The organism is Mucilaginibacter aquatilis, from assembly GCF_009755275.1.
GTDB lineage: Bacteria > Bacteroidota > Bacteroidia > Sphingobacteriales > Sphingobacteriaceae > Mucilaginibacter > Mucilaginibacter aquatilis.
The window spans coordinates 270427-291643 of sequence record NZ_WQLA01000001.1 but is presented as its reverse complement, the minus strand read 5'-3'; the positions used below and the strand labels follow the sequence as shown (position 1 = coordinate 291643).

The window sequence follows — 21217 nt, the reverse complement described above, 5'->3', positions numbered from 1 at the left end:
AAGCGTTTAACAGCTTTTAGTGAAATTTATTAAAAGCTCGTTGCTTATTTCATGCATACACTTAAAATGCCCTAGCGGGCATTTTTCCTGGCCAAATTTTGAGCACGGACGGCATGGTAAATCAACACCGGCTACAAGTGCCTTACTTACTTTGTAAGGCTGCACACCCAAAAGCTCGGGCACGGTACTGCCCCAAATGGATGCTATGGGTATATCGAAAGCTTCGGCAATATGGGTAAGGCCGGTATCAAACCCCAGCAGGCAACGCGCTTTCGATACAAGGAAAACAGATTCGTCTAAAGTTGTAGCGCCACAGAGGTTAATTACATGCGAGCCTGCACTGGCGGCAATCTCATTACCGTTACCCTTTACATCGTTTCCGCCTAAGAGTATAACGGGCTGGTTTATGTTTTGACATATTTGCACAACCTTGTGGTTTGGCATACGCTTGGTATTATGCGTTGCGCCAATAACAAAAACTATATAACCAGCTTGATGTGTTGGTGGCAACAAATTTTGTAAAGAATATTCTTTCTTTATATAGTAGTTAATAGGCTTTCCATCATTGCTTATTCCAAGCGGAGCTACAGCTTTGAGGTAGCGGTCAACCAGATGAACAGGAGGTACAAGCTTAAGGTTGAATTTTAAGCTTAGCCATTTGCGTAAGCGTTGCTTATCATACGTGTAGGCTTTAATGCCCGTACGTATTTTAATTATACGGGTTCGCAGGTTCGAATGCAGGTCAACCAGTATGTCATACTTTTCAGCTTTTATGTCCTTTATGGTATCACTCAAGTCAGGCTTTAGTAGCAGTAGTTTGTCAACGTATGGGTTGTTATCGTAAATGTATCTGAATGCCGGTTTAGTTAAAAAATGTACTTCGGCACCTGGAATTTGCTCTTTAAGGCATCGCACTACCGGGGTAGTGTAAATTATATCGCCCATGGAGCTAAACCTTATTACCAGAATTTTCATTTACCTGCAGTTATGCTTCAGGATTGTTGATTCCTGATTTTTTGGATGATTGATGTGGAGGAATAGCCTTCAACAAAGGTTATAGTTTTTACCTCGCCACCGTTGGCAAGAACTTCTTTAGCACCAACAATATTTTCAATTTCATAATCGGCACCTTTAACCAATATATCAGGCAGCAGAGTGCTAATCAAATTGTGCGGTGTATCTTCATCAAACAATACTACGGCATCTACAAAAAAGAATGCTGCAAGCAACGCCGCCCGGCTATCCTGGTTATTTACGGGCCGTGTTTCTCCTTTAAGCCTTTTTACTGATAAATCGGCATTTAGCCCGATTATAAGTTTGCTACCTAATTGTGCAGCTTTGTTGAGATAGCTGATGTGGCCAATGTGTACCAAATCAAAAACGCCGTTTGTAAATACTACCTTTTCGCCTTGCTGCTTCCACTCGTTAACTTTTTGTTGGAGTGAAGACAGGTCTGTTATTTTACTTAAAAGTATTTGCTCAAGCTCAGGTCTCATTTATACGGTAGTGATAGTAGCTTTACGCTGTTCAAACTTCTCCTTAATTTCCTGTAACGATAGTGCGTTTAGGCAATTCTCTTTAGTAACACCACCTTTGCGTGCCGATAATATACCGTAATGCATATCATGAAAACCTTCCACACGGTGTGCATCGGGGTTTATTGATAGTAACACACCTTTTGATATGGCATACTGGCACCAGCGCCAGTCAAGATCAAGCCTGCGTGGATTGGCATTTATTTCTATAATTACGTTATTAGCTGCGCAGGCATCAATAACCTTTTCAAAATTCAGCGGGTATCCTTCGCGGCCCAGCAACAGGCGGCCGGTAGGGTGGCCCAATATGGTAGTGTATGGATTTTCAATTGCTTTTATAATACGGTTTGTTGCCTTATCCACATCCAATTTTAAATTGGAGTGAACGGAAGCAACTACAAAATCAAATTTTTCAAGGATATCATTAGGATAGTCAAGAGAACCATCACCCAGAATATCAGATTCTATCCCTTTAAATATATGAAAGTCCTCAAGAGTGCCGTTTAACCGGTCAACTTCCTCATGTTGCTGCAATACCCTTTCCACGCTCAGGCCTTTGGCGTAAACAGCGCTTTTGCTGTGATCGCATATGCCTAAATACTGCAATTTGAGCTCGTTGCGGCAAAACAAGGCCATTTCTTCAAGGGTGTTGATACCATCGCTCCAGGTACTGTGATTGTGCAAGGTGCCCTTTAAGTCTGAGTAATCAATCAAATCGGGCAAAAAATTTACGGCAGCTTTGTTTATAAAGTTTGTACCCTCGCGTAACTCGGGCGGCATCCAGGGAAGGCTTGCCTTTTTATATATAAATTCTTCGTTATCGGGCTGGTCAATGGCATCTACAATGCGCGATAGCACTGCCTCCACATGCCTGTCGTTACCGGTGTAAGTAAATAAATCGCGATAGAAAAAGCGTTTGTCAGTAACTACTATGGTTACCAGTAAGCCATTTGCTGTTTCGCCGCTTACTTCGCAATTGTTAACGTTAATGTTATTTAATATAGTTGATACCGACAGTGAGCTTATTACCAATTCAGCGTCACGGCTGCCAAGCACAACTACTAACTCAGATATTACTTCGCAGCAACGGCGGTAATCTCCGGCAAACTCTATTAGCGCGCCCGGGAACATGCCTTTCAGTAAAACCATTAATTCTTTGGCTTCATGCTGGGCCTGTGCATACAGAAACTTGCCATTGCTGGCCATTCTAAATTCAAGAGCTTTTAAAATCTCGTCCTGTGTTTTTAAGCCAAAGCCTTTTGCCTCGGCAAGCCGGTTTTCATTACAGGCATAGTAAAGTTCTCCGGTATTTTCAATACCCAGTTGTTTCCATATTACGGCAACCTTTTTAGGTCCGATGCCCTTGATGTTCATTATTTCAATTACACCATCAGGAGTGGCCTTTAGCAGATCTTGCAAGTCAGATAATGACCCGGTTTCCAAAAGCTCTTTAATGTAGGCGGCAATGCTTTTGCCTACACCTTTAATTTGCGTTATCTCTTCGAAGCTTTTGTCGGCAATTTTGTAAGGCAGCTTATCAATGGTAAAAGAGGCATTGGCAACCGAGCGTGTTTTAAACTCGTTTTCGCCATGCAGTTCCATTAATTTGGCCAGTAGTTTAAGTTGACCGGCAATAGGTTTATTTTCCATAACAGCAGAATGGTTGTAAAAATACAAAAGCCATTCTCAATGAACAGCTTTTGTTGGTATTTTGTTGGAACTATTAGAGCATGCTTGGTATTACAAACGCTAGGCAACGCCTACACCCGGGTAGGTAGGTAGGTTGTTAGCCTACCAATGCTCGGCAACAAACGGCAAGCGTGCCTGTGGAACCCTGATCATGCCTTGCAGTGTTTTAAGCTGGTTGTAGTAAGCGTAATTAGTGCCAAGCTCTTTCTGCAGCAGGTTTGTTTTTATACGGGTTTGCACATCATCGCTCATGCTTTTAAAGAAACCTTTTTGCTCAGGGTAGGCAACCAGCTTATAGTTTTTGATTTTGGCCTTTTTTGCTGCGCTGGCAATGGCATCATTGATGTTGCCAAGCCTGTCAACCAATCCAATTTTAAGTGCTTGCTCGCCTGTCCATACCCGGCCTTGACCAATGGTATTGATATATGCTTGGCTTTTTTTACGACCATCGGCAACTGCCTTGGTAAAATCATCGTAGCCATTGTTAATCTGGTCTTGCAAAATGGCGCGTTCATCAGCAGTAAGCGGACGGCTCACATCGCCTAGATCGGCATATTTACCTGTTTTAACGCCATCGAAAGTAATGCCCAGTTTATCATTAAGCAGTTTTTGCATATTAGGAAGGATGGCAAATATGCCTATTGAACCGGTTACAGTGTTTGGCTGAGCAAATATAGAATCGGCCGCACAAGAAATATAGTAACCGCCCGATGCCGCATAAGCACCCATTGATACAATAATAGGCTTTACCTTTTTAGTAAGACTTACTTCGCGCCATATAACATCTGATGCTAATGAACTTCCGCCCGGTGAATTTACACGCAAAACAACTGCTTTCACTTTATCGCTAAGGCGTGCTTTACGCAGGGCTGCCGAAATGCGGTCAGAACCGATGCTGTTGTCATCACCTTCGCCACCGTTAATTTCGCCCGATGCGTATATCATCGCAATTTGGTTTGATGAATCAACATCCTTGTCATTATCATCGGCACCGCTGCTTTTTGCATAAGCCGGTAACTCAACCCCTTTTAAATTCTTGTCTAAGTCGGTATTGGTAAGTTTTTTAAGTTCGTTTAAAACCTCGTCTTTGTATTTCAATCCGTCAACCAGTTTATATTTAAGCGCATCGGCAGGGTAGCGTACTTTAAGTTGGTCGGCTATAACGTATAAGCTGTCTTTGTTAATTTTACGGCTTGCACTAACACCGCCCAAAAATTGGTTGTATAGTGAACCAAGGTAGGCTGTAACCTGCTGGCGGTTGGCATCGCTCATTTTATCAAGAAAAAATGGCTCTACGGCGCTTTTATAAGTACCTACTTTAATTATTTGTGCTTCAATGCCCAGTTTATCAAGGGCACCTTTAAAAAAGGTAACTTGTGAACTCATGCCCGCAAACTCAAATATGCCTTTTGGGTTTATGTAAACCTTATCGGCTACAGAAGCCATGTAATAAAAGCCCTGCGTATACACTTCTGAGTAAGCAATGATGAATTTCTTAGATTTTTTGAAGTCGATGAGAGCGTCGCGTATTTCCTGGGCAGTTGCCTGTCCGGCCATTAGGTAACTATCTGTAATAAAAATACCTTTAATATGATCGTCTGTTTTTGCTTTTTTTATGCTTGACAAAATATCATTTAATCCTAGTTGCTTGTCATCACTAAAGCCCAAAAAGTCTAGCCCGGCAAGGGGATTGTTGGGTGTACGTTCAGGGATGTTAGTTTTAAAAGATACGTTTAAAACAGAGTTGTCCTCAACTTTAACATCACCGTCGCTGGCGGCGGCAGCTATTATGCCTATTACTACAAACAGCATTATTATACAAACTATAACAATGCCCACTACAGTAGCCAGTACGAACTTGAAAAATTGTTTCATTAACTATATTAAATAATTTAACTATGCAAACTTAATAATTGAGTACAATATAATGTTTAGAGCATACAATATAATATTTGTTACAACATGGTAAGCGTTTATTTACTGTTAGGAAGTAACCTTGGCAACAGGCAAATGTTTTTACAGCAAGCGGCCGATTACATTAGTGCACAAGTCAGAAGCATACAAACAAAATCGGGCGTTTACGAAACTCAAAGCTGGGGAAAAACTGATTTGCCCGACTATCTGAATCAGGTGTTGTTGATACAAACGCAGTTAAGCGCTGAAGATTTACTAAACAACATTCTTGCAATTGAGTTATTACTTGGCCGCGAGCGGTTGGAAAAGTGGGGAGCGCGTACCATTGATATTGATATTTTGTTTTATGGTGATGAGATCATTAACAAGCCCAATCTGGTTGTTCCGCATCCCGAGTTGCATAACAGGCGCTTTACTCTTGAACCACTTGCCGAAATTGCACCGAACTTTGTACATCCTTTGCTGCAAACCACAATTAATGAATTGAAAAATGATTTGCAGGATAAATCGGATGTAAAAAAAATATATTTTTGAATAACAATTGTAAATTTATATGGCTGAGAACCAAGCAGACCTTGACCTAACCTTTTTATACGAGATAGCTGACGGCAGCGACGAGTTTATTGTAGAATCAATAGATATGTTTTTACAGCAAACTCCAATGCTTATTACCGAAATTGGTAGCGCTATAAGCAGTCAAAACTGGGCTGCAGCCGGCGCTGCGGCGCACAAGCTTAAACCTAACCTAGGCTTTTTTGGTATGCATACCACGCAGGGTATGATGCAGGATATTGAGCACATAGCCAAAAATGGTGCTCCGGAGCCTCAGGTTTTAAAAGACAAATTTGATAATGCTAAGGTGTTGATTGAAGCAAACCTTGCGGAGTTGGAAAAAATAAGAGCTGAAAAAGGCGCTTAATGTTTTTTAAAATCCAATTTGTAATTTGACGGTGAGACGCAGGTAATGCGTCTTTTTTTTGCGTATGATTAAAGTACACGCGAGCTTAGGCTTTGTGGCGACTGCAAATAAAAAAGTCATTTTGATGAGTAGATGTGTTTCTTAAACGGTGGTATTCCGTTAATTAATTCAACTACTAATCAAAATGACAGTGATTTCGATATTTTATAAAGGTTATGAAACTATACAGCGGTAACTGTAAAGCTATAGCTTTCCATAATAAGGTTAGCCAGTAAGCTTTTACAAGCTTGCTCTACTTTGTTTTCAGCAGCTTCCTGAGTGTCTGCTTCAATCTCTAATGATACGTGTTTGCCAATGCGTACGTTTTGAATCTCGGCCAGTCCAAGGTTTTTCATGCTGCCGGTAACAGCTTTACCTTGCGGGTCAAGAATTTCTTTTTTTGGCATTACGTCAATTTCGGCCTGGAATTTCATACTATTTGGCAAATCTTATTTGAATGATTGATAAGGCGATGTACATTACTATAATCGCCGGAATTGCGGCAAATTTAAAAAACAATATCAGAATTGCCGACAACAGGAGTAAGATATACCGATAAATATTTCGTTGAAAATCGCGGTTTTTAAATTTGAGTGACATCAATGGTAATTCAATTACCAGTAACGTACACATTATAAGCACAAAAAAGGCTAAAAAGAATGGGTTGAGTATAAATGCCGACAAGAAGTCAACATTGTCTTTAAGTATCAGCGGAAACGAACCAATGAGTATAGCATTAGCAGGGGTGGGCAGGCCTATAAAGCTATCAGACTGCCGCTCATCGTTATTGAACTTTGCCAGCCTTAATGCCGAAAATACGGGTATAAGGAATGCTATGTAATTTAAATAGGTGCTTACTCCTGATATTTGAGGCGCCTGTAAAAACAAGCGGTACATAATAAAAGAGGGCAGTACGCCAAAGCTTACCACATCGGCCAGCGAATCAAGATCTTTTCCTATTACTGAAAATGCTTTGAGCACCCTGGAAGCCAAGCCGTCAAAAAAATCAAAAATAGCTGCCAGGAAAATGCAGTATGATGCAAATATAAGGTTGTCTTGAAAGGCAACGAAAACTATTCCCACGCATCCGCTAAACAGGTTGGCACAGGTAATGGCGTTGGGTACATGTTTCTGAACGCGATTCCTCATTTCGGCGTTGAAGATAGCCAAATAATATTAACCATGTATAAACATTGTGGCATTGGCTTTAAATCCTAACGGTATTTTAATGTGGATGTTTGCAGTGTATTTAAATAAGCAATGAATACTAGCAGTGCTTGGCTGGAATTATCATTGCTGCCTTTGTTGAAATTCAAAGCTGTGGGTTTATCAATTATAAATGTTTAACCCGTTGCGGAAGCATTCTTAAACAAAAATGCCATTTCGAACAGTAATCCGAAATGGCATTATATAGCATTTGTTTATGATTGATGTTACCATCAACCTGTCAACCTTACGAGTTCATTGATACCAAAAACTCTTCGTTTGATTTGGTGCCGCGTATTTGTGCCTGTAAAAACTCCATCGATTCGATTGAATTCATATCGGCAAGGTGATTGCGAAGAATCCATATGCGTTGCAGGGTTTCGCGGTCTAACAATAAATCGTCGCGGCGGGTACTTGATGCTGTGATATCAATAGCAGGGAAGATACGTTTGTTAGATAACTTACGATCCAGTTGCAGCTCCATGTTACCGGTACCTTTAAACTCTTCAAAGATAACCTCATCCATTTTAGAGCCGGTTTCGGTAAGGGCTGTCGCAATAATGGTCAGCGAGCCGCCATCCTCAATGTTACGGGCCGCACCAAAGAAACGCTTAGGCTTGTGCAATGCATTGGCATCAACACCACCCGATAATATTTTACCTGATGCAGGTGCTACGGTATTGTAAGCACGCGCTAAACGGGTAATAGAGTCGAGCAATATAACCACGTCATGACCGCACTCTACCATACGTTTTGCTTTTTCAAGCACAATGTTGGCAATTTTAACGTGGCGCTCGGCCGGTTCATCAAACGTTGATGATACCACCTCTGCGCGTACGCTGCGGGCCATATCGGTTACCTCCTCAGGGCGTTCGTCAATTAGTAATATAATAAGGTATACCTCAGGGTGGTTTTTTGCAATTGCATTAGCCACATCCTTCAACAACATGGTTTTACCTGTTTTAGGCTGCGCTACAATCAAACCACGCTGACCTTTACCAATTGGCGAAAACAGGTCCATAATACGGGTTGAATAATTGCTGCCATCAGTAAACAAGTTCAAACGCTCTGAAGGAAACAGCGGCGTTAAGTGATCAAACGGAACACGATCACGCACCTCGGCAGGTATACGGCCATTGATAGCTTCTACGCGCACCAGCGGGAAATATTTCTCACCCTCTTTTGGTGGACGAATGCTACCTCTCACTGTATCGCCGGTTTTTAGGCCGAACAATTTAATTTGTGATTGTGATACATAAATATCATCAGGAGAGGTAAGGTAGTTATAGTCAGATGAGCGCAGGAAACCATAACCATCAGGCATAATTTCTAAAACGCCTTCATTTACAATAACGTTATCAAAATCAAGGTTTATCTCTTCCTTTTTATTTTGATTGTTATCGCGGTTATGCTCGCGGTTGTTTTCGCGTTGCTGACCGTTTTCACGTTGTTGATTATTTTCGCGCTGCTGATGATTATTTTCACGCGGTTGCTGATCGCGTTGCTGGTTTTGTCCTTCGCGCGGGTTTCCCTGAGGACGACGCTCACGCTCAAATTTTTGCGTACGCGTACGTGTTGCTTGTTCGGCAAGTGGGGCCGCAAACGGTGTGTGCGTGTTTTCGGTAACGGTTTCAATTGCCTGCACATCATTTGGTGTACCTGCAATTGCAGTTTCGGCCTGTACAATAGGTTCAGGGGCGGCAAATAAATCAGCAGCGGCAGCAACCTCTGCTTCGGCGACAGGGGTTTTAGCCTTTACGCTACGCGTACGTTTGCGTGGTTTATCGTCGTTTTCTGCTTCAGCAGCCGGAGCGGCGGCACTGTCAGCAGTTTCAGTACCGTTATTATAATTATTATCAAGAGTAGCTTGTTGTTCCCTTGCGGTTTCAATAAGCTGTTGTTGTTCGGTTATGCGTGTAACAAGCTGAGCCTTGCGCAGTTCGTCTGCTTCGGCAATACCCAGGTCCTTGGCCATCTGGCGCAATTCAGACACTAACTTGTCATTCAGTTCGAGTTTATCGGGCATGGAGGTGAATTAAAAATTCAAAAAGGGATAATATTTTGATTGTTTGTTGTATAAAGAAAATTAGTCTTGCTGCTGTAACGCACCTTGATTAAAAAGTTAATGTTTTAAAAGCAACGTGGGATTTTTACAACTTTTCTTTAGTGCAAGAAAAATTTATTTGGAAACGCTGCAATAGTAACTATTAATTTTATTTTATACAATTAATTTAAAAAATAGTTACACAAGGCTAACACTTCGGGCTATTTTTAGTTTTTTTGCCCGGTAAAATATTTTACTTTTCTTAAATATGCTCTCACGTCAGGAACTCATTGATCAAATTAAACAAAAGAAATCGTTTTTATGCGTTGGCTTAGATACCGATTTAGATAAGATACCCGATTTTTTGCATGATTTTGAAGACCCGATATTTGAGTTCAACAAGCGTATTATTGACGCCACCGCCGATTTATGTGTGGCTTACAAACCAAATGCTGCCTTTTACGAAACTTATGGCGTAAAGGGCTTGCAAAGCCTCATTAAAACTTACGAATATCTGCCTAAAAACTGCCTGAGTATTATCGATGCTAAACGCGGCGATATTGGTAACACCAGCGACCGTTATGCCCGCGCATTTTTTGATAAAAAGGCCAGCGGAATGGGTTTTGATGCTATAACTGTAACACCATATATGGGCCATGATAGCATCACACCTTACCTTGCTTACGAAGGGAAGTGGATTATTGTGCTGGCACTTACGTCATCAGTGGGAAGCCATGATTTTCAGTACCTGCAAACTAATGAAGGTTTGTTACATGAGGCGGTAATTAATAAGGTTAACACGTTGGCAGGAGCTGAACGTATAATGTTTGTTGTTGGCGCTACCAAAGGGCAGGAGTTTGAAAACATACGTAAGCATGCGCCCAACAACTTCCTGCTTGTTCCGGGCGTGGGTGCGCAAGGTGGAAGCCTTGAAGACGTATGCCGGTATGGTATAACAAGTGAATGTGGTTTGCTGGTGAATTCTTCCAGGTCAATTATTTATGCATCAAACGGAAAAAATTTTGCCGAAGCTGCCCGTGCTGAAGCCTTAAAACTGCAAACGCAAATGGCAACAGAATTGGAAAAGGCCGGCATATTATAGCCTGAATAAGTTATCCTATTTCAATGTAAATCTGCTTAAAGCGAGGATACTTATTTTGTATACTTTTCTTTAGTGCTCCTATTGCATTACTCAATTCCTCAACAATAGAGCCTTCGGTGAACCTTATTTTCAGTACCAAAATCACTTCCTCGGGAGCAAGGTACATTGATTGGTGAGATAGCACCTGCTTTACTTTGTTATGATTTTCAATGATGCGGGTAATTGCCTGCAGATCCTCTGCCGATGCGCTTTCACCCATGAGCAGGCTGCGGCTTTCGCGTACCAGCAAAATGGCTACCGCTGTAAGAAGCAGGCCTATCATCACCGAGGCAATGCCATCAATATATGGGTTGTTTAAAATTTGACCAAGCAAAATGCCTGTAAAGGCTATGAGGATACCTAAAACATCGGCAGCATCTTCAAAAAGCACCACAAAGGTTGATGGGTCTTTACTTACGTGTACTGCCTTCCAAAAAGGCGTATCTCCGCGCTGACGTTTAAATTCCTTTAAAGCGGTTATAAACGAAATGCCATCGAATATAAACGCTATACCCAATACAATATAATTCCAAACAGGGTTTTTAACGTGCTGCGGATGCATTAAATGCTCAATACCTTCGTATATAGAAAAGCCACCACCTAAGGCAAAAAACAAAAGTGACACCACAAACGACCAAAAGTACAGTTCCTTGCCGTAGCCAAATTGCCTAACATCATCGGCCGGCTTTTGGCTATTACGTATGCCCAGCAGCAATAGTACTTCGTTGCTGGTATCAACCAAGGAATGAATACCTTCCGACACCATTGCTGAGCTGCCCGTAAATACCGCAGCTGTTAACTTTGTAGCAGCTATAAGCAGGTTGGCAGCAAGGGCTGTATAAATTGGAGTTTTAGATGCTGGCATACGCTAATTACACGTTGCAAGTGTATTAGGTTTTAGTTTGAAGCAAAATTGCGGGTGAAGCTTTTACTTTTAAGAGAAGTGATGCTTATTCTTAAATACTTTGTAATAAAAGTGTTGGATTAATAAATAATATGTAAAGCGCACACACTTACACTTTATATTTGTACTGTAATTGCTTTGACCAAACGCGCTGCAAAAATATCGACATCAATATTACTGCTGTTTTTTTTTATAACAGGGCAGGTAATTGTTTTTGCGCATACGCACAAAGTAACCCCGCAATTGCATAAGCATTACGCACAAAAAGACAAGTCAAAAATATCCGAAGACAGTTGTCCTATTTGTGTGCAGCACGGCAACTTGCAACTGTTTTTGCAGCATCATCAATTCTACTTTTTTGCTTTAACAAGCTTTTGTGAAACAGGCGAATATGTGCCCGTTTACAACAGCATTGAATTACTGCTTGCCGGTAACCGCGGGCCTCCGGTAGTGTAAAGTTAAAAATCGAAAAGTGATCGGTTATCCGGTCGCTGTATTACTGCATTTTCCAAAATTACACTTTAGCCCTTTCATTAATCATGAAATTTAAGTTTCTATGCAGCTTAATGCTGCTTATACTACCCGTTTATCTACAAGCGGCCATCGCTGCTTTCAATGGTAAAGTTACCGATGCCAAAACCAACGAACCTATTATTGGTGCTGTTATCACCATTCCACAATTAAGAATAAGTACCAGTACAAATGCTGCCGGTGAATTCAGCTTTGCGCAGTTACCGGCACGTGGCCGTTTTGTGGTGCAGGTTAGTTATTTAGGCTACCAAACCCAGGTTAAAACGGTTGATTTATCCTCGCCAACGGCTTTGTCATTTTCATTAACACCAAGTATAATTGAAGCACGTGAAGTGGTGGTAACGGGTACGGTGCTTACATCAACCAGCAAAAGCAATAGCACATCAGCAACGGTGCTTAATAAGGAAGAACTACAAGGCTCTTACACTAATCTCATTGACGCGTTGGCCAAGCAGGTTCCCGGCGTAAGCCAGATTACTACCGGACCGGGTATATCAAAGCCCGTTATACGGGGTTTAGGTTATAACCGTGTAGTTACCCTTAGCGATGGTATAAAGCAACAAGGGCAACAATGGGGTGATGAACATGGAATAGAGCTAGATCAGTACCAGGCCGATAAAGTTGAGGTATTGCGCGGAGCTGCTTCACTCCAATATGGGTCAGACGCCATTGGCGGCGTTATAAATTTGGTTGAGCCTTTAGCGCCTGCACCGGGTAAGATTAAAGGCGAATTACTTTCAAATTATTCTACCAATAATGGATTAACCGGCTCATCGTTAATGTTAACAGGTAATGAAAACGGGTTTGTGTGGAGAGGTAGAGGTTCGTACCAAAACGCATACTCTTTTAAAACACCTGAAGGGTATTTTCCAAACAGCGGTTTTAACAATACAAACCTGAGTGGTATGCTTGGTTTAAACAAGAGCTGGGGTTACTCGCACTTAAATTTTTCATACTATAAGAATAACATAGGCTTTTACGATCCTGAAACAGCCAATGAACTTTACACCAACGAGCGTTCGCGCAAGCTAGACTTTCCGCGACAAGACATACGTCACTACAAGGTGGCCCTGAATAACAATTTTGTAATAGGTGAAGGATCATTGAAGGTTGATTTAGGCTATCAAAAAAACCAACGACGCGAGCTTGAGGACAGTGCCGATCCTGCCTTGTATTTTGACCTTAATACTTACTCGTTAGATGCTAAATATGCGCTGCCTGCCAAAAACGGATGGGAGCCGGTTATAGGTTTAAGCGGAAGCATAGGCAAGAGTTTAAATAAAGCCGAAGAAAAACTGATACCTGAATATAATGCATATGCTGCAGGTGTATTTGGCTTTGTTAAAAAAACGTTTGGTGATAATACGGTAAGCGCAGGTTTGCGTTACGATTACATACGTAATAAAGGTAAACAGTTATTTGAGGATGAGGAGGAGCGCTTTGCCGGCTTTAACAACACTTTCAACAGCATAAGTGGTGCTTTAGGCTATACGCACATCTTTAACGAGTACGTAAACTTTAAAGCTAATGCGGGTACGGCCTTCCGTGCGCCAAATCCTGCAGAGTTAGGCGCGAATGGCGTGCATGAGGGGACATTCAGATATGAAGTTGGTAACGGCAATTTGCGCCCCGAGCGCAGTTATCAGGCCGATGCAACGCTTGAGTTTGGTACCGGCATACTTACAGGTAGCCTTGGCGTTTACGAAAATTATGTACACAACTATATTTACCTTTCAAATAATAACGAAACCATTGAAGTGCCTGATGAAGACTTAGGTACTTACCCTGTGTACCGTTACGGGCAGGTTAATGCAAACCTATACGGTGCCGAAGCTGCCGTTACCTTGCACCCGGTTTCGTTTATTCATTTTGAAAACACGTTTAATTATACCCATGCGCAAAATCGTACGTTCAGCAAGCCGTTGCCATTTATACCGGCCGGAACGTTACATAACACCTTGCGTTTTGAACCGAAAATTAAAGGTTTGCATGAGTTTTACTTTTATGCGGGCATTGATAATTATTTTCGCCAGGGTAGAGTTGATGCCGATTTTGAAACTACTACCGATTCATATACCTTACTTAATGCAGGTATAGGCACTACTATTAAGCTAGGGTCACAGCCTCTTAAAATATATATTTCGGGTTACAACTTAACTAATAAGCGGTACTACGATGCGCTTAGCCGACTTAAGCCTGGCCGCTTAAGTCAGGAAGATACAACGCTGGGCGTGTTTAATCCCGGTCGTAATATCACGTTCGGGTTTTATCTGCCGTTCAATTTAAAATAATAGTGATACCAAAAAAGCCACAGTCATTAAATTGATTGTGGCTTTTTTATTAGAATACGCTATTGGTAAAATCCATTCGTATTTTGGTTTGAAAATTACCGATTACCTTAAAGATTTCCTTGAGTGTAACCTGCTCAATTTTTGTAAGTGTAGAGAGGTCTATATAGTTATCAGGTGCAGATTTATCCTGAATAATTTGCAGTGCCTGCTTTTTTAAACGCATGCTCATTAAAAAGTAATACGATTGAGAAAGCTCATGATAGGCAGTTTCGTTAAACACTTCCAGCTTGCGTAGCTCCTGCATTCTGTCGCCCGTGTTCACTTCAAACACGCGGTGCTTAAGTGCATAAACCCTAACTAAGTCAACAATAGGGGTCATTGCTTTTTTTATATCAAATACCTCGCGCTTATCTTTGGTAAACGTTCTTATGTTTTTGAAAAACGTGAGTGGTGGCTCGTATTGCAATGCATTTATGGCCATATTGTGAAAAAGCTTCTCCATTGGTTTTTGTAGCTCTTCATCTAAAAACGCCTTTAGTTCGTGCATTATGTTTTCATCGCCATAAACAAACCGGCAATCAAAAAACGTAGAAAAATTAATAACCGTTTCCGGAAGCGACTCAGCCATCCAGCTGGTGTAATTGCGTTTCCAGTGTGATAGGGAGTGTGTCCATTTAGGGTTTTGCGCCATAAACCCACCTGTGCAGTAATCAATACCAATACCATTTAGCCTGCCTGATACCTGGGTGGCAAAATCAAGAAAATACTCCCTTACCTCTTCGCGGTGCTCATTAGCTTTATCTTCATAAATAATGGCATTATCCTGGTCGGTTTTAAAAGTTTGCTCTTTACGTCCTTCGCTGCCAAGCACCATGAAAACAAACTTTGCCGGCGGCGGACCAATTTTTTCAATTACTCCTTCAATTACCTTTTGAGCTATGGTATCGGCAATGGTGCTAATTACCTGGTTGGCAATTTTGGCGTTTACGCCACGTTCAAGTAACTGATTAACGAAGTGAGGAACCGATTCCCATTTGCGTTTAAGCTCATCATCACTTACCGCCGATTTTACTGACTGTATAAATACCAGCGGCGACTGTGCCTGCTCGCTCAACAACCTGTTACGGCTCAGGAAACCAATATACTCGTCATTCTTTTTTACCAGTAAATAACGCGTTTTGGTACTAAACATCATTAGTATGGCCTCATAGATGTAAGCGTCGGCGTCAATGCTAACTGTGTGGCTGTCCATCACCGTTTCAAGTAGGTCGGCGGCATCACGGCGTTCTGCTATCACACGATCGCGCAGCGTAATATCAGTTACATAACCCGCTATTTGCTCATGGCTGTCGGTTACAAACAAGCAGCTTACCTTATGATTAGTCATTTGCCTTGCGGCTTCATAGATAGGAGTGGTTGCGCTGCATTTTACTATAGCACGAAATTCAAGGCTGTCAATTTTTCGTGAGTATAGCTGGTCTGCTGCAAGGTAGCTATCATCAAATGCGGGCGGTTGCTTAAAAAAGTGCACAAATTCCTCATTTTGCATGCGCTTACCAAACTCTGCGGTGAAGTATAGGAAAAAGTCTTCGTAGGCTTTGCAAATAGCGCGAAAGTCTTTACGGTGCAAAAAGTAAACAAGCGTTCCTTTTTTGGCAATAACGGTGCGTAGCGAAAGCCGGCGATTCAGTAAAACGGATACTCCGCCATAGCAAAACCCGGGGTTGTGATATTCAACCAAGCGTTTGTTTTGTACGCTGTCGTAAAAAAAAGATTCATATTCACCCTTAACAATAATATCAACGCCTTTGAGCTTCGATATTTCCTGCTGATAAATAACCTTGTCTTTACTGTAGGTTACTTCTTCTAGCTGTTCGGCTATTCCTTGCAGTACCTCAAGAGGCAATAAGTTAAAAGGTGTTATTTGCTGAAGGTATTTAACACGTTCAGTCATAAGTAATGGGCAAATAGTATAAGCAAAGCCAATATAATAACCGGAATTATAAAAGCAAAAAGTTTCCCCGATTTAGATTTGAGGTTTTTGATGTTAGCAAATTTTTGCTGGCTTTCTATTAGCTTATCGTTAATTTCTCCTCTTTTTCTCAGCTCAAAAAAGCAGTCGGCCGTAGCACCTGCATCTGAAAGTGCATTGTGCTGGTCCTGAAGTGATTTGTAAAAGAGATATGAATATAAATCGGCCAGGCGCAAGTTTTTAGGCATAGGGTTCCATATAAACTGCGACGTTGCCATCATTGTACAAAACACCGGTAAATTAGCCAGCGGGTTTTCAATGCCTGCACGGTGAAAGTCGGCACTTAAAATATGGTAATCCAGTTGTACAAAATGGCCTACCACTAATGGTTTATATTGATTAAGATCGTTGGCCAGTTTTTGCATAACAGGCACTCTTTCTTCGCCTTTTATACCCAAAATTCCCGGGTTTATACCATGAATTTCCATGGCGGCAGGAGTAATGATGAAGTCAGAGTTTTTAATGTAATGATCTTCCTGCTTAAGCTCCTCGCCATCCTTATTGTAAATAAGCCAGCTCACTTGCACGGCTGACGGCCACGCACCTTCTTCAGAATAGGGCGAGTGCCAGTTTATAGGTAGGCCAGAAGCTTCAATATCAATAAAGATCAGATAATCGGTCACAACTAAGCAGTTAACGTAAACTGCTTTAGCTTATAATTGGTTTGTAGCAGCAGTATACAGGTGCAAAATAATAATTTTATAACAAGTAATGCCAAAATAAGTTGGCGCATTATGCATATAAGCTGCCGATTACTTTGAGGCATGTGCAATACGTCTGCTACCAAGAACCGCCCATAAAAAAAGCCCTGCTTAAAGGCAGGGCTTTATATGTACAAATAAGTAAGAATACTTACTTAAACGTCAATACGCGCATATTTAGCATTCTTTTCAATAAACTCACGGCGTGGTGCTACTTCATCACCCATAAGCATAGAGAAAGTATGATCGCATTCTGCTGCGTTTTCAATGCCTGCTTTACGTAAGGTACGGGTAGCCGGGTTCATGGTAGTTTCCCACAATTGCTCAGCATTCATTTCACCTAAACCTTTGTAACGTTGTACGTGTACGCTGTCTTCTTTACCTGCGCCTTTTAAGCGTTGTATAGCAGCGTTACGTTGTTCATCATTCCAGCAGTATTCAAAATCTTTACCTTTTTTAACGAGGTATAATGGCGGCGAAGCAATGTACACATAACCCAGCTCAACCAACTCTTTCATATACCGGAAGAAGAAGGTTAGTATAAGCGTGGTAATGTGCGAACCGTCAACGTCGGCATCCGTCATAATCACAATTTTGTGATAACGCAGCTTGGTAAGGTTAAGCGCTTTACTATCTTCAGGAGTGCCAATGCTTACGCCAAGTGCAGTAAACATGTTCTTGATCTCCTCATTTTCGTAAATTTTGTGCTCCATGGCTTTTTCTACGTTCAGAATTTTACCACGAAGCGGCAGTATTGCCTGGAAATCGCGTGCACGGCCTTGTTTGGCTGTACCACCCGCCGAGTCACCTTCGACAAGATAAATTTCACAAACAGCCGGATCGCTGTTGGCGCAATCGGCCAGTTTGCCGGGTAAACCCGAACCGCCCATTACACTTTTGCGCTGTACCATTTCGCGTGCTTTACGAGCAGCTGCACGTGCAGTAGCGGCTAAAATAACCTTATTAATAATCATGCGGGCCTCTTTAGGGTTTTCCTCAAGATACATGGTTAAAATTTCGCCTACGGCAACGTTTACGGCACCGCTTACCTCACTGTTACCTAATTTGGTTTTAGTTTGGCCCTCAAACTGAGGCTCGGCTACCTTTACTGAAATAATAGCAGTTAAACCCTCGCGGAAGTCGTCACCCGAAATTTCTACTTTGGCGTTTTTCAACAATCCTTCCTTATCGGCATAAGCTTTAAGCGTACGGGTTAAGCCCATTCTAAAACCGGCCACGTGTGTGCCGCCTTCAATGGTGTTAATGTTGTTTACGTAGGAGTGAACGTTCTCTGAGTACGTATCATTGTACTGCAAAGCCAGTTCAACCGGTACACCTTGTTTGGTGCCTTCTACATAAATAGGCTCAGGTATGATAGGTACACGGGTACCATCTAAAAACTTAACAAACTCTTTTAAGCCGCCTTCTGAATAGAAAATCTCGGTCAGGAAACTTCCATCTTCCTCGGTAACGCGTTCATCAGTTAATGATAGCTTGATGCCTTTATTCAGGAAAGCCAGCTCGCGTAGGCGGGCAGCTAAAGTGTCGTATTTATATTCTAAAGTGGTAGTGAAAATCTCCGGATCGGGTTGGAACCATTGAATAGTACCTGTGCGGTCTGATTCGCCAATTGATTTAACATCAAACAACGGTTTACCACGCTCATACTCTTGTGTAAAAATTTTTCCTTCGCGGTGTACAACGGTTTTAACATGGGTTGATAGTGCGTTAACGCAGGAAATACCTACACCGTGCAAACCACCTGATACCTTGTAAGTGTCCTTATCAAACTTACCACCAGCGTGCAACACGGTCATTACAATTTCAAGCGCCGATTTGTTTTCTTTGGTATTGATGCCCGTAGGAATACCACGGCCGTTATCTTCAACGGTAATTGAATTACCCTCGTGTATAATAACCTTAATATCAGTACAGTATCCGGCCAGTGCCTCGTCAATAGAGTTATCTACAACCTCATACACCAGGTGGTGAAGACCTTTAACGCCGGTGTCGCCAATGTACATGGAAGGCCTTTTACGTACTGCCTCCAAACCTTCCAGAACCTGAATGTTATCAGCTGAATAGTTGGATTTATTCTGATTTTCTTCGCTCATGTTTAAGTGTAAAACTAACTAACAAATATACGCATTATAGCGCATAATCTTGTTATTGTTGATAACTTGACGGGTCAGTATCAGGTCATTTAAAAACATTAGAATACTAATAATGAAATTATATATTTGTGAAATTTTTTAATTGAGCACGATGAAGAACCCTGCTTCGATACTATCGAAAATTACTTTAAGCATACTGGTAGCCGCAAGCTTAGCTGCCTGCAATCAAAACAAAACTAATGATAAGCCAGCCACCACGCCGGCTGCTGCTAAAGTTGAAGACAACACACTTAAAAACGGTGATATTGTTTTTGTGAACTCTGACACGTTATTAAACAAGTATCAGTATTTTAAAGACATGGCCGACCGTTTGGAGAAAAAGGGTAAGGCTGCGCAGGCTGATTTGCAAAACAGGGGTCAGGCTTTTCAGCGTGAAGTTGCCGAGTATCAAAAATCAGCAGCAACTATGAGTGCTGATCAGCGCCAGGCTACCGAGCAGCGCCTTGCACGCAAGCAACAAGAGTTACAAGCTTATCAGCAAAATACCGGTGCACAGGTGCAGCAGGATCAGGCAGGCGAGCAAGCTAAGCTTTACGAAAAAGTTGCCGACTTTTTGAAGGTTTATGCTAAAGATAAAGGCTACAAAATGGTTATGACCTACCAAAAAGGTAACAGCGGTATTTTATATGGTGATGCCAGTTTAGATATTACCAGCGATGTAGTTGCTAAGCTTAACGAAGCATACAACAAAGACAAAAAATAAATCTCAATTCTTTCCTTTATATAAAAGGGGAGAATGAAAACACATACAAATGCCTTCTGTTTAAAAGCAGAAGGCATTCTTTTTTACAACTGATTAATAGTTCAAAAGTAGCGCTTTGAATATGCAAGGAGATATGATGAATCATGAAGATTATATGCGCATGGCAATCGCGCTTTCTGAACAAAACGTAGCCGAAGGCTTGGGCGGCCCTTTTGGTGCCGTAATAGTGAAAGATGGTAAGGTGATTGGTGCAAGCGGCAATAAAGTTGTTCCTACTAATGATCCTACAGCTCATGCCGAGGTATCGGCCATACGGTTGGCTTGCTCCGAGTTGGGTAATTTTAGTTTGGAGGGCAGTGTAATCTATACCAGTTGCGAACCATGCCCTATGTGCCTAGCTGCCATATACTGGGCTCGTATAGATAAAATTTACTACGCCAACAATAAGGCCGATGCTGCTGCCATTGGCTTTGATGACCAATTTATTTATGAAGAATTGGAGCGGCCCAAAAGTGAACGTAAAGTGCCTGTTGTGGAAATGCTCCGTGATGAGGCTTTAGGTGCCTTTAAAGCCTGGGAAGCTCACGAAGGTAAAACACATTATTAAATACTATAAAAGAGCCGCGAATCAACAACTGATTCCGGCTCTTTTGATTTTAAGTCTTTTTATCAGAATGTCCCAGGCTCTTATCTGGGTTTACAATGTCTCTAACCAGTTGCTTGAGCTCCTTAACCTCCGGAAACCTTCCTGCTGTTTTACGGTCAAATACTTCTACATCGTTTACACTTACTGTATAGCGCCCGCTTACTTCGCTTGGTTTAAGCATAACGCCGTTTATGTCATCTGTAAACGTAGTGAGTAACTCTTGCGCTATGTAGGCAGCACGCAGCATCCAGCCGCATTTAGGGCAGTATTCAATACAAATGGTTGGTTTCATTCTTCGGTATCATCATTCCCTGTTCCGGTTTGCGGGGGTGGGGGTGTAAAGTATCCGTCTTGTAAATCGTCAATCTCGCGGCGGTCGCGCTTTGTTGGCCGGCCGGTACCACGGTCGCGCCTGAGCATAGGCATGTTAAACATTGATTTAAACGACGGCGTGTTTTCAACAGGGGTGAGGTCGCTGTAAAATTCCACAGCTTTTTTAGCATCCACACGATTTTCAAGCAGGCCGATAACCGTTATGATTTTGCGTTCCAGTCCTTTGGAAATATTATAAGTTTCGCCAACTTTTACCTCGTGCGATGCTTTTATAGTTTGCCCGTTAATTTTAACGCGGCCGGCCTTACAGGCCTCAGAGGCTAATGTGCGCGTTTTAAAAATGCGTATTGCCCACAAGTATTTGTCTATTCGTAATTTTTCTTTTTCCGGCATAACCAAGTATCAATATAATCAA

At 41.8% G+C, this 21217-nt stretch carries 20 protein-coding genes; 7 read left to right on the top strand and 13 right to left on the bottom strand.

The features are described from left to right. Nucleotides 1-6: 6 nt before the first annotated feature. From GO816_RS01380 to sppA, 4 genes are all read right to left on the bottom strand, one after another. Complete coding sequence (locus GO816_RS01380) at nt 7-975, bottom strand: glycosyltransferase family 9 protein (protein ID WP_157539561.1); 969 nt, start codon at nt 973-975, stop codon at nt 7-9. Nucleotides 976-992: 17 nt separating this feature from the next. Next, nucleotides 993-1496, bottom strand: a complete 504-nt coding sequence (gene rfaE2, locus GO816_RS01375; RefSeq protein WP_157539560.1) for a D-glycero-beta-D-manno-heptose 1-phosphate adenylyltransferase — start codon at nt 1494-1496, stop codon at nt 993-995. After that, nucleotides 1497-3185: a DNA polymerase/3'-5' exonuclease PolX gene (locus GO816_RS01370; RefSeq protein ID WP_157539559.1), complete on the bottom strand. Its 1689-nt coding sequence runs from the start codon at nt 3183-3185 to the stop codon at nt 1497-1499. A 141-nt stretch (nt 3186-3326) separates the two neighbouring features. Next, nucleotides 3327-5099 carry a signal peptide peptidase SppA gene (gene sppA / locus GO816_RS01365; RefSeq protein ID WP_157539558.1) on the bottom strand — a complete coding sequence of 591 codons (1773 nt, stop codon included), beginning with the start codon at nt 5097-5099 and terminating at the stop codon, nt 3327-3329. Between the two features lie 87 nt (nt 5100-5186). Between sppA and folK the strand changes: the two genes are divergently transcribed. Both folK and GO816_RS01355 read left to right on the top strand, forming a co-directional pair. Next, the gene (gene folK, locus GO816_RS01360; RefSeq protein WP_157539557.1) at nt 5187-5672 is read left to right on the top strand and encodes a 2-amino-4-hydroxy-6-hydroxymethyldihydropteridine diphosphokinase; all 486 of its coding nucleotides are present in this window, start codon (nt 5187-5189) and stop codon (nt 5670-5672) included. Between the two features lie 19 nt (nt 5673-5691). Beyond that, nucleotides 5692-6057 (top strand): Hpt domain-containing protein, encoded by a 366-nt coding sequence (locus GO816_RS01355; RefSeq protein ID WP_157539556.1) that lies wholly within the window; start codon nt 5692-5694, stop codon nt 6055-6057. 221 nt (nt 6058-6278) lie between these two features. Here the strand turns inward: GO816_RS01355 and purS are convergent, their stop codons facing one another. The 3 genes from purS to rho form a co-directional block, all read right to left on the bottom strand. Then, a complete protein-coding gene (purS, locus tag GO816_RS01350; RefSeq protein ID WP_157539555.1) occupies nt 6279-6530 on the bottom strand; it encodes a phosphoribosylformylglycinamidine synthase subunit PurS in 252 nt (83 codons plus the stop codon). 1 nt (nt 6531) lies between these two features. After that, entirely contained in the window at nt 6532-7245 is a 714-nt protein-coding gene (locus tag GO816_RS01345; RefSeq protein ID WP_198171393.1) for a CDP-alcohol phosphatidyltransferase family protein, read from the bottom strand. A 304-nt stretch (nt 7246-7549) separates the two neighbouring features. Next, entirely contained in the window at nt 7550-9328 is a 1779-nt protein-coding gene (gene rho, locus GO816_RS01340) for a transcription termination factor Rho (protein WP_157539553.1), read from the bottom strand. Between the two features lie 286 nt (nt 9329-9614). Between rho and pyrF the strand changes: the two genes are divergently transcribed. After that, nucleotides 9615-10448, top strand: a complete 834-nt coding sequence (gene pyrF / locus GO816_RS01335) for an orotidine-5'-phosphate decarboxylase (RefSeq protein WP_157539552.1) — start codon at nt 9615-9617, stop codon at nt 10446-10448. A gap of 10 nt (nt 10449-10458) precedes the next feature. Here pyrF and GO816_RS01330 read toward each other — a convergent pair whose 3' ends face one another. Continuing rightward, nucleotides 10459-11352, bottom strand: a complete 894-nt coding sequence (locus tag GO816_RS01330; protein ID WP_157539551.1) for a cation diffusion facilitator family transporter — start codon at nt 11350-11352, stop codon at nt 10459-10461. A gap of 177 nt (nt 11353-11529) precedes the next feature. Between GO816_RS01330 and GO816_RS01325 the strand changes: the two genes are divergently transcribed. Together GO816_RS01325 and GO816_RS01320 are read left to right on the top strand one after the other, a co-directional pair. Further along, the gene (locus tag GO816_RS01325; RefSeq protein WP_157539550.1) at nt 11530-11847 is read left to right on the top strand and encodes a hypothetical protein; all 318 of its coding nucleotides are present in this window, start codon (nt 11530-11532) and stop codon (nt 11845-11847) included. 83 nt (nt 11848-11930) lie between these two features. After that, the gene (locus tag GO816_RS01320; RefSeq protein ID WP_157539549.1) at nt 11931-14213 is read left to right on the top strand and encodes a TonB-dependent receptor; all 2283 of its coding nucleotides are present in this window, start codon (nt 11931-11933) and stop codon (nt 14211-14213) included. Nucleotides 14214-14262: 49 nt separating this feature from the next. Here the strand turns inward: GO816_RS01320 and GO816_RS01315 are convergent, their stop codons facing one another. From GO816_RS01315 to gyrB, 3 genes are all read right to left on the bottom strand, one after another. Continuing rightward, nucleotides 14263-16167, bottom strand: coding sequence for a DUF294 nucleotidyltransferase-like domain-containing protein (locus GO816_RS01315; protein WP_157539548.1), 1905 nt, complete (start codon nt 16165-16167; stop codon nt 14263-14265). After that, complete coding sequence (locus GO816_RS01310; protein ID WP_157539547.1) at nt 16164-16868, bottom strand: 3'-5' exonuclease; 705 nt, start codon at nt 16866-16868, stop codon at nt 16164-16166. The genes GO816_RS01315 and GO816_RS01310 overlap by 4 nt, the downstream gene beginning before the upstream one ends. A gap of 233 nt (nt 16869-17101) precedes the next feature. Continuing rightward, a complete protein-coding gene (gene gyrB, locus GO816_RS01305; RefSeq protein ID WP_157539546.1) occupies nt 17102-19060 on the bottom strand; it encodes a DNA topoisomerase (ATP-hydrolyzing) subunit B in 1959 nt (652 codons plus the stop codon). A gap of 151 nt (nt 19061-19211) precedes the next feature. On the opposite strand from gyrB, the gene GO816_RS01300 reads away from it, so the two are divergent. Together GO816_RS01300 and GO816_RS01295 are read left to right on the top strand one after the other, a co-directional pair. Continuing rightward, nucleotides 19212-19823 (top strand): OmpH family outer membrane protein, encoded by a 612-nt coding sequence (locus GO816_RS01300; RefSeq protein ID WP_157539545.1) that lies wholly within the window; start codon nt 19212-19214, stop codon nt 19821-19823. 133 nt (nt 19824-19956) lie between these two features. Further along, nucleotides 19957-20430 (top strand): nucleoside deaminase, encoded by a 474-nt coding sequence (locus GO816_RS01295; RefSeq protein ID WP_317163567.1) that lies wholly within the window; start codon nt 19957-19959, stop codon nt 20428-20430. Nucleotides 20431-20479: 49 nt separating this feature from the next. Here GO816_RS01295 and GO816_RS01290 read toward each other — a convergent pair whose 3' ends face one another. Both GO816_RS01290 and GO816_RS01285 read right to left on the bottom strand, forming a co-directional pair. Beyond that, the gene (locus tag GO816_RS01290; protein ID WP_157539544.1) at nt 20480-20761 is read right to left on the bottom strand and encodes a SelT/SelW/SelH family protein; all 282 of its coding nucleotides are present in this window, start codon (nt 20759-20761) and stop codon (nt 20480-20482) included. Beyond that, a complete protein-coding gene (locus GO816_RS01285) occupies nt 20758-21195 on the bottom strand; it encodes an RNA-binding S4 domain-containing protein (protein ID WP_157539543.1) in 438 nt (145 codons plus the stop codon). The genes GO816_RS01290 and GO816_RS01285 overlap by 4 nt, the downstream gene beginning before the upstream one ends. Nucleotides 21196-21217: the final 22 nt, after the last annotated feature.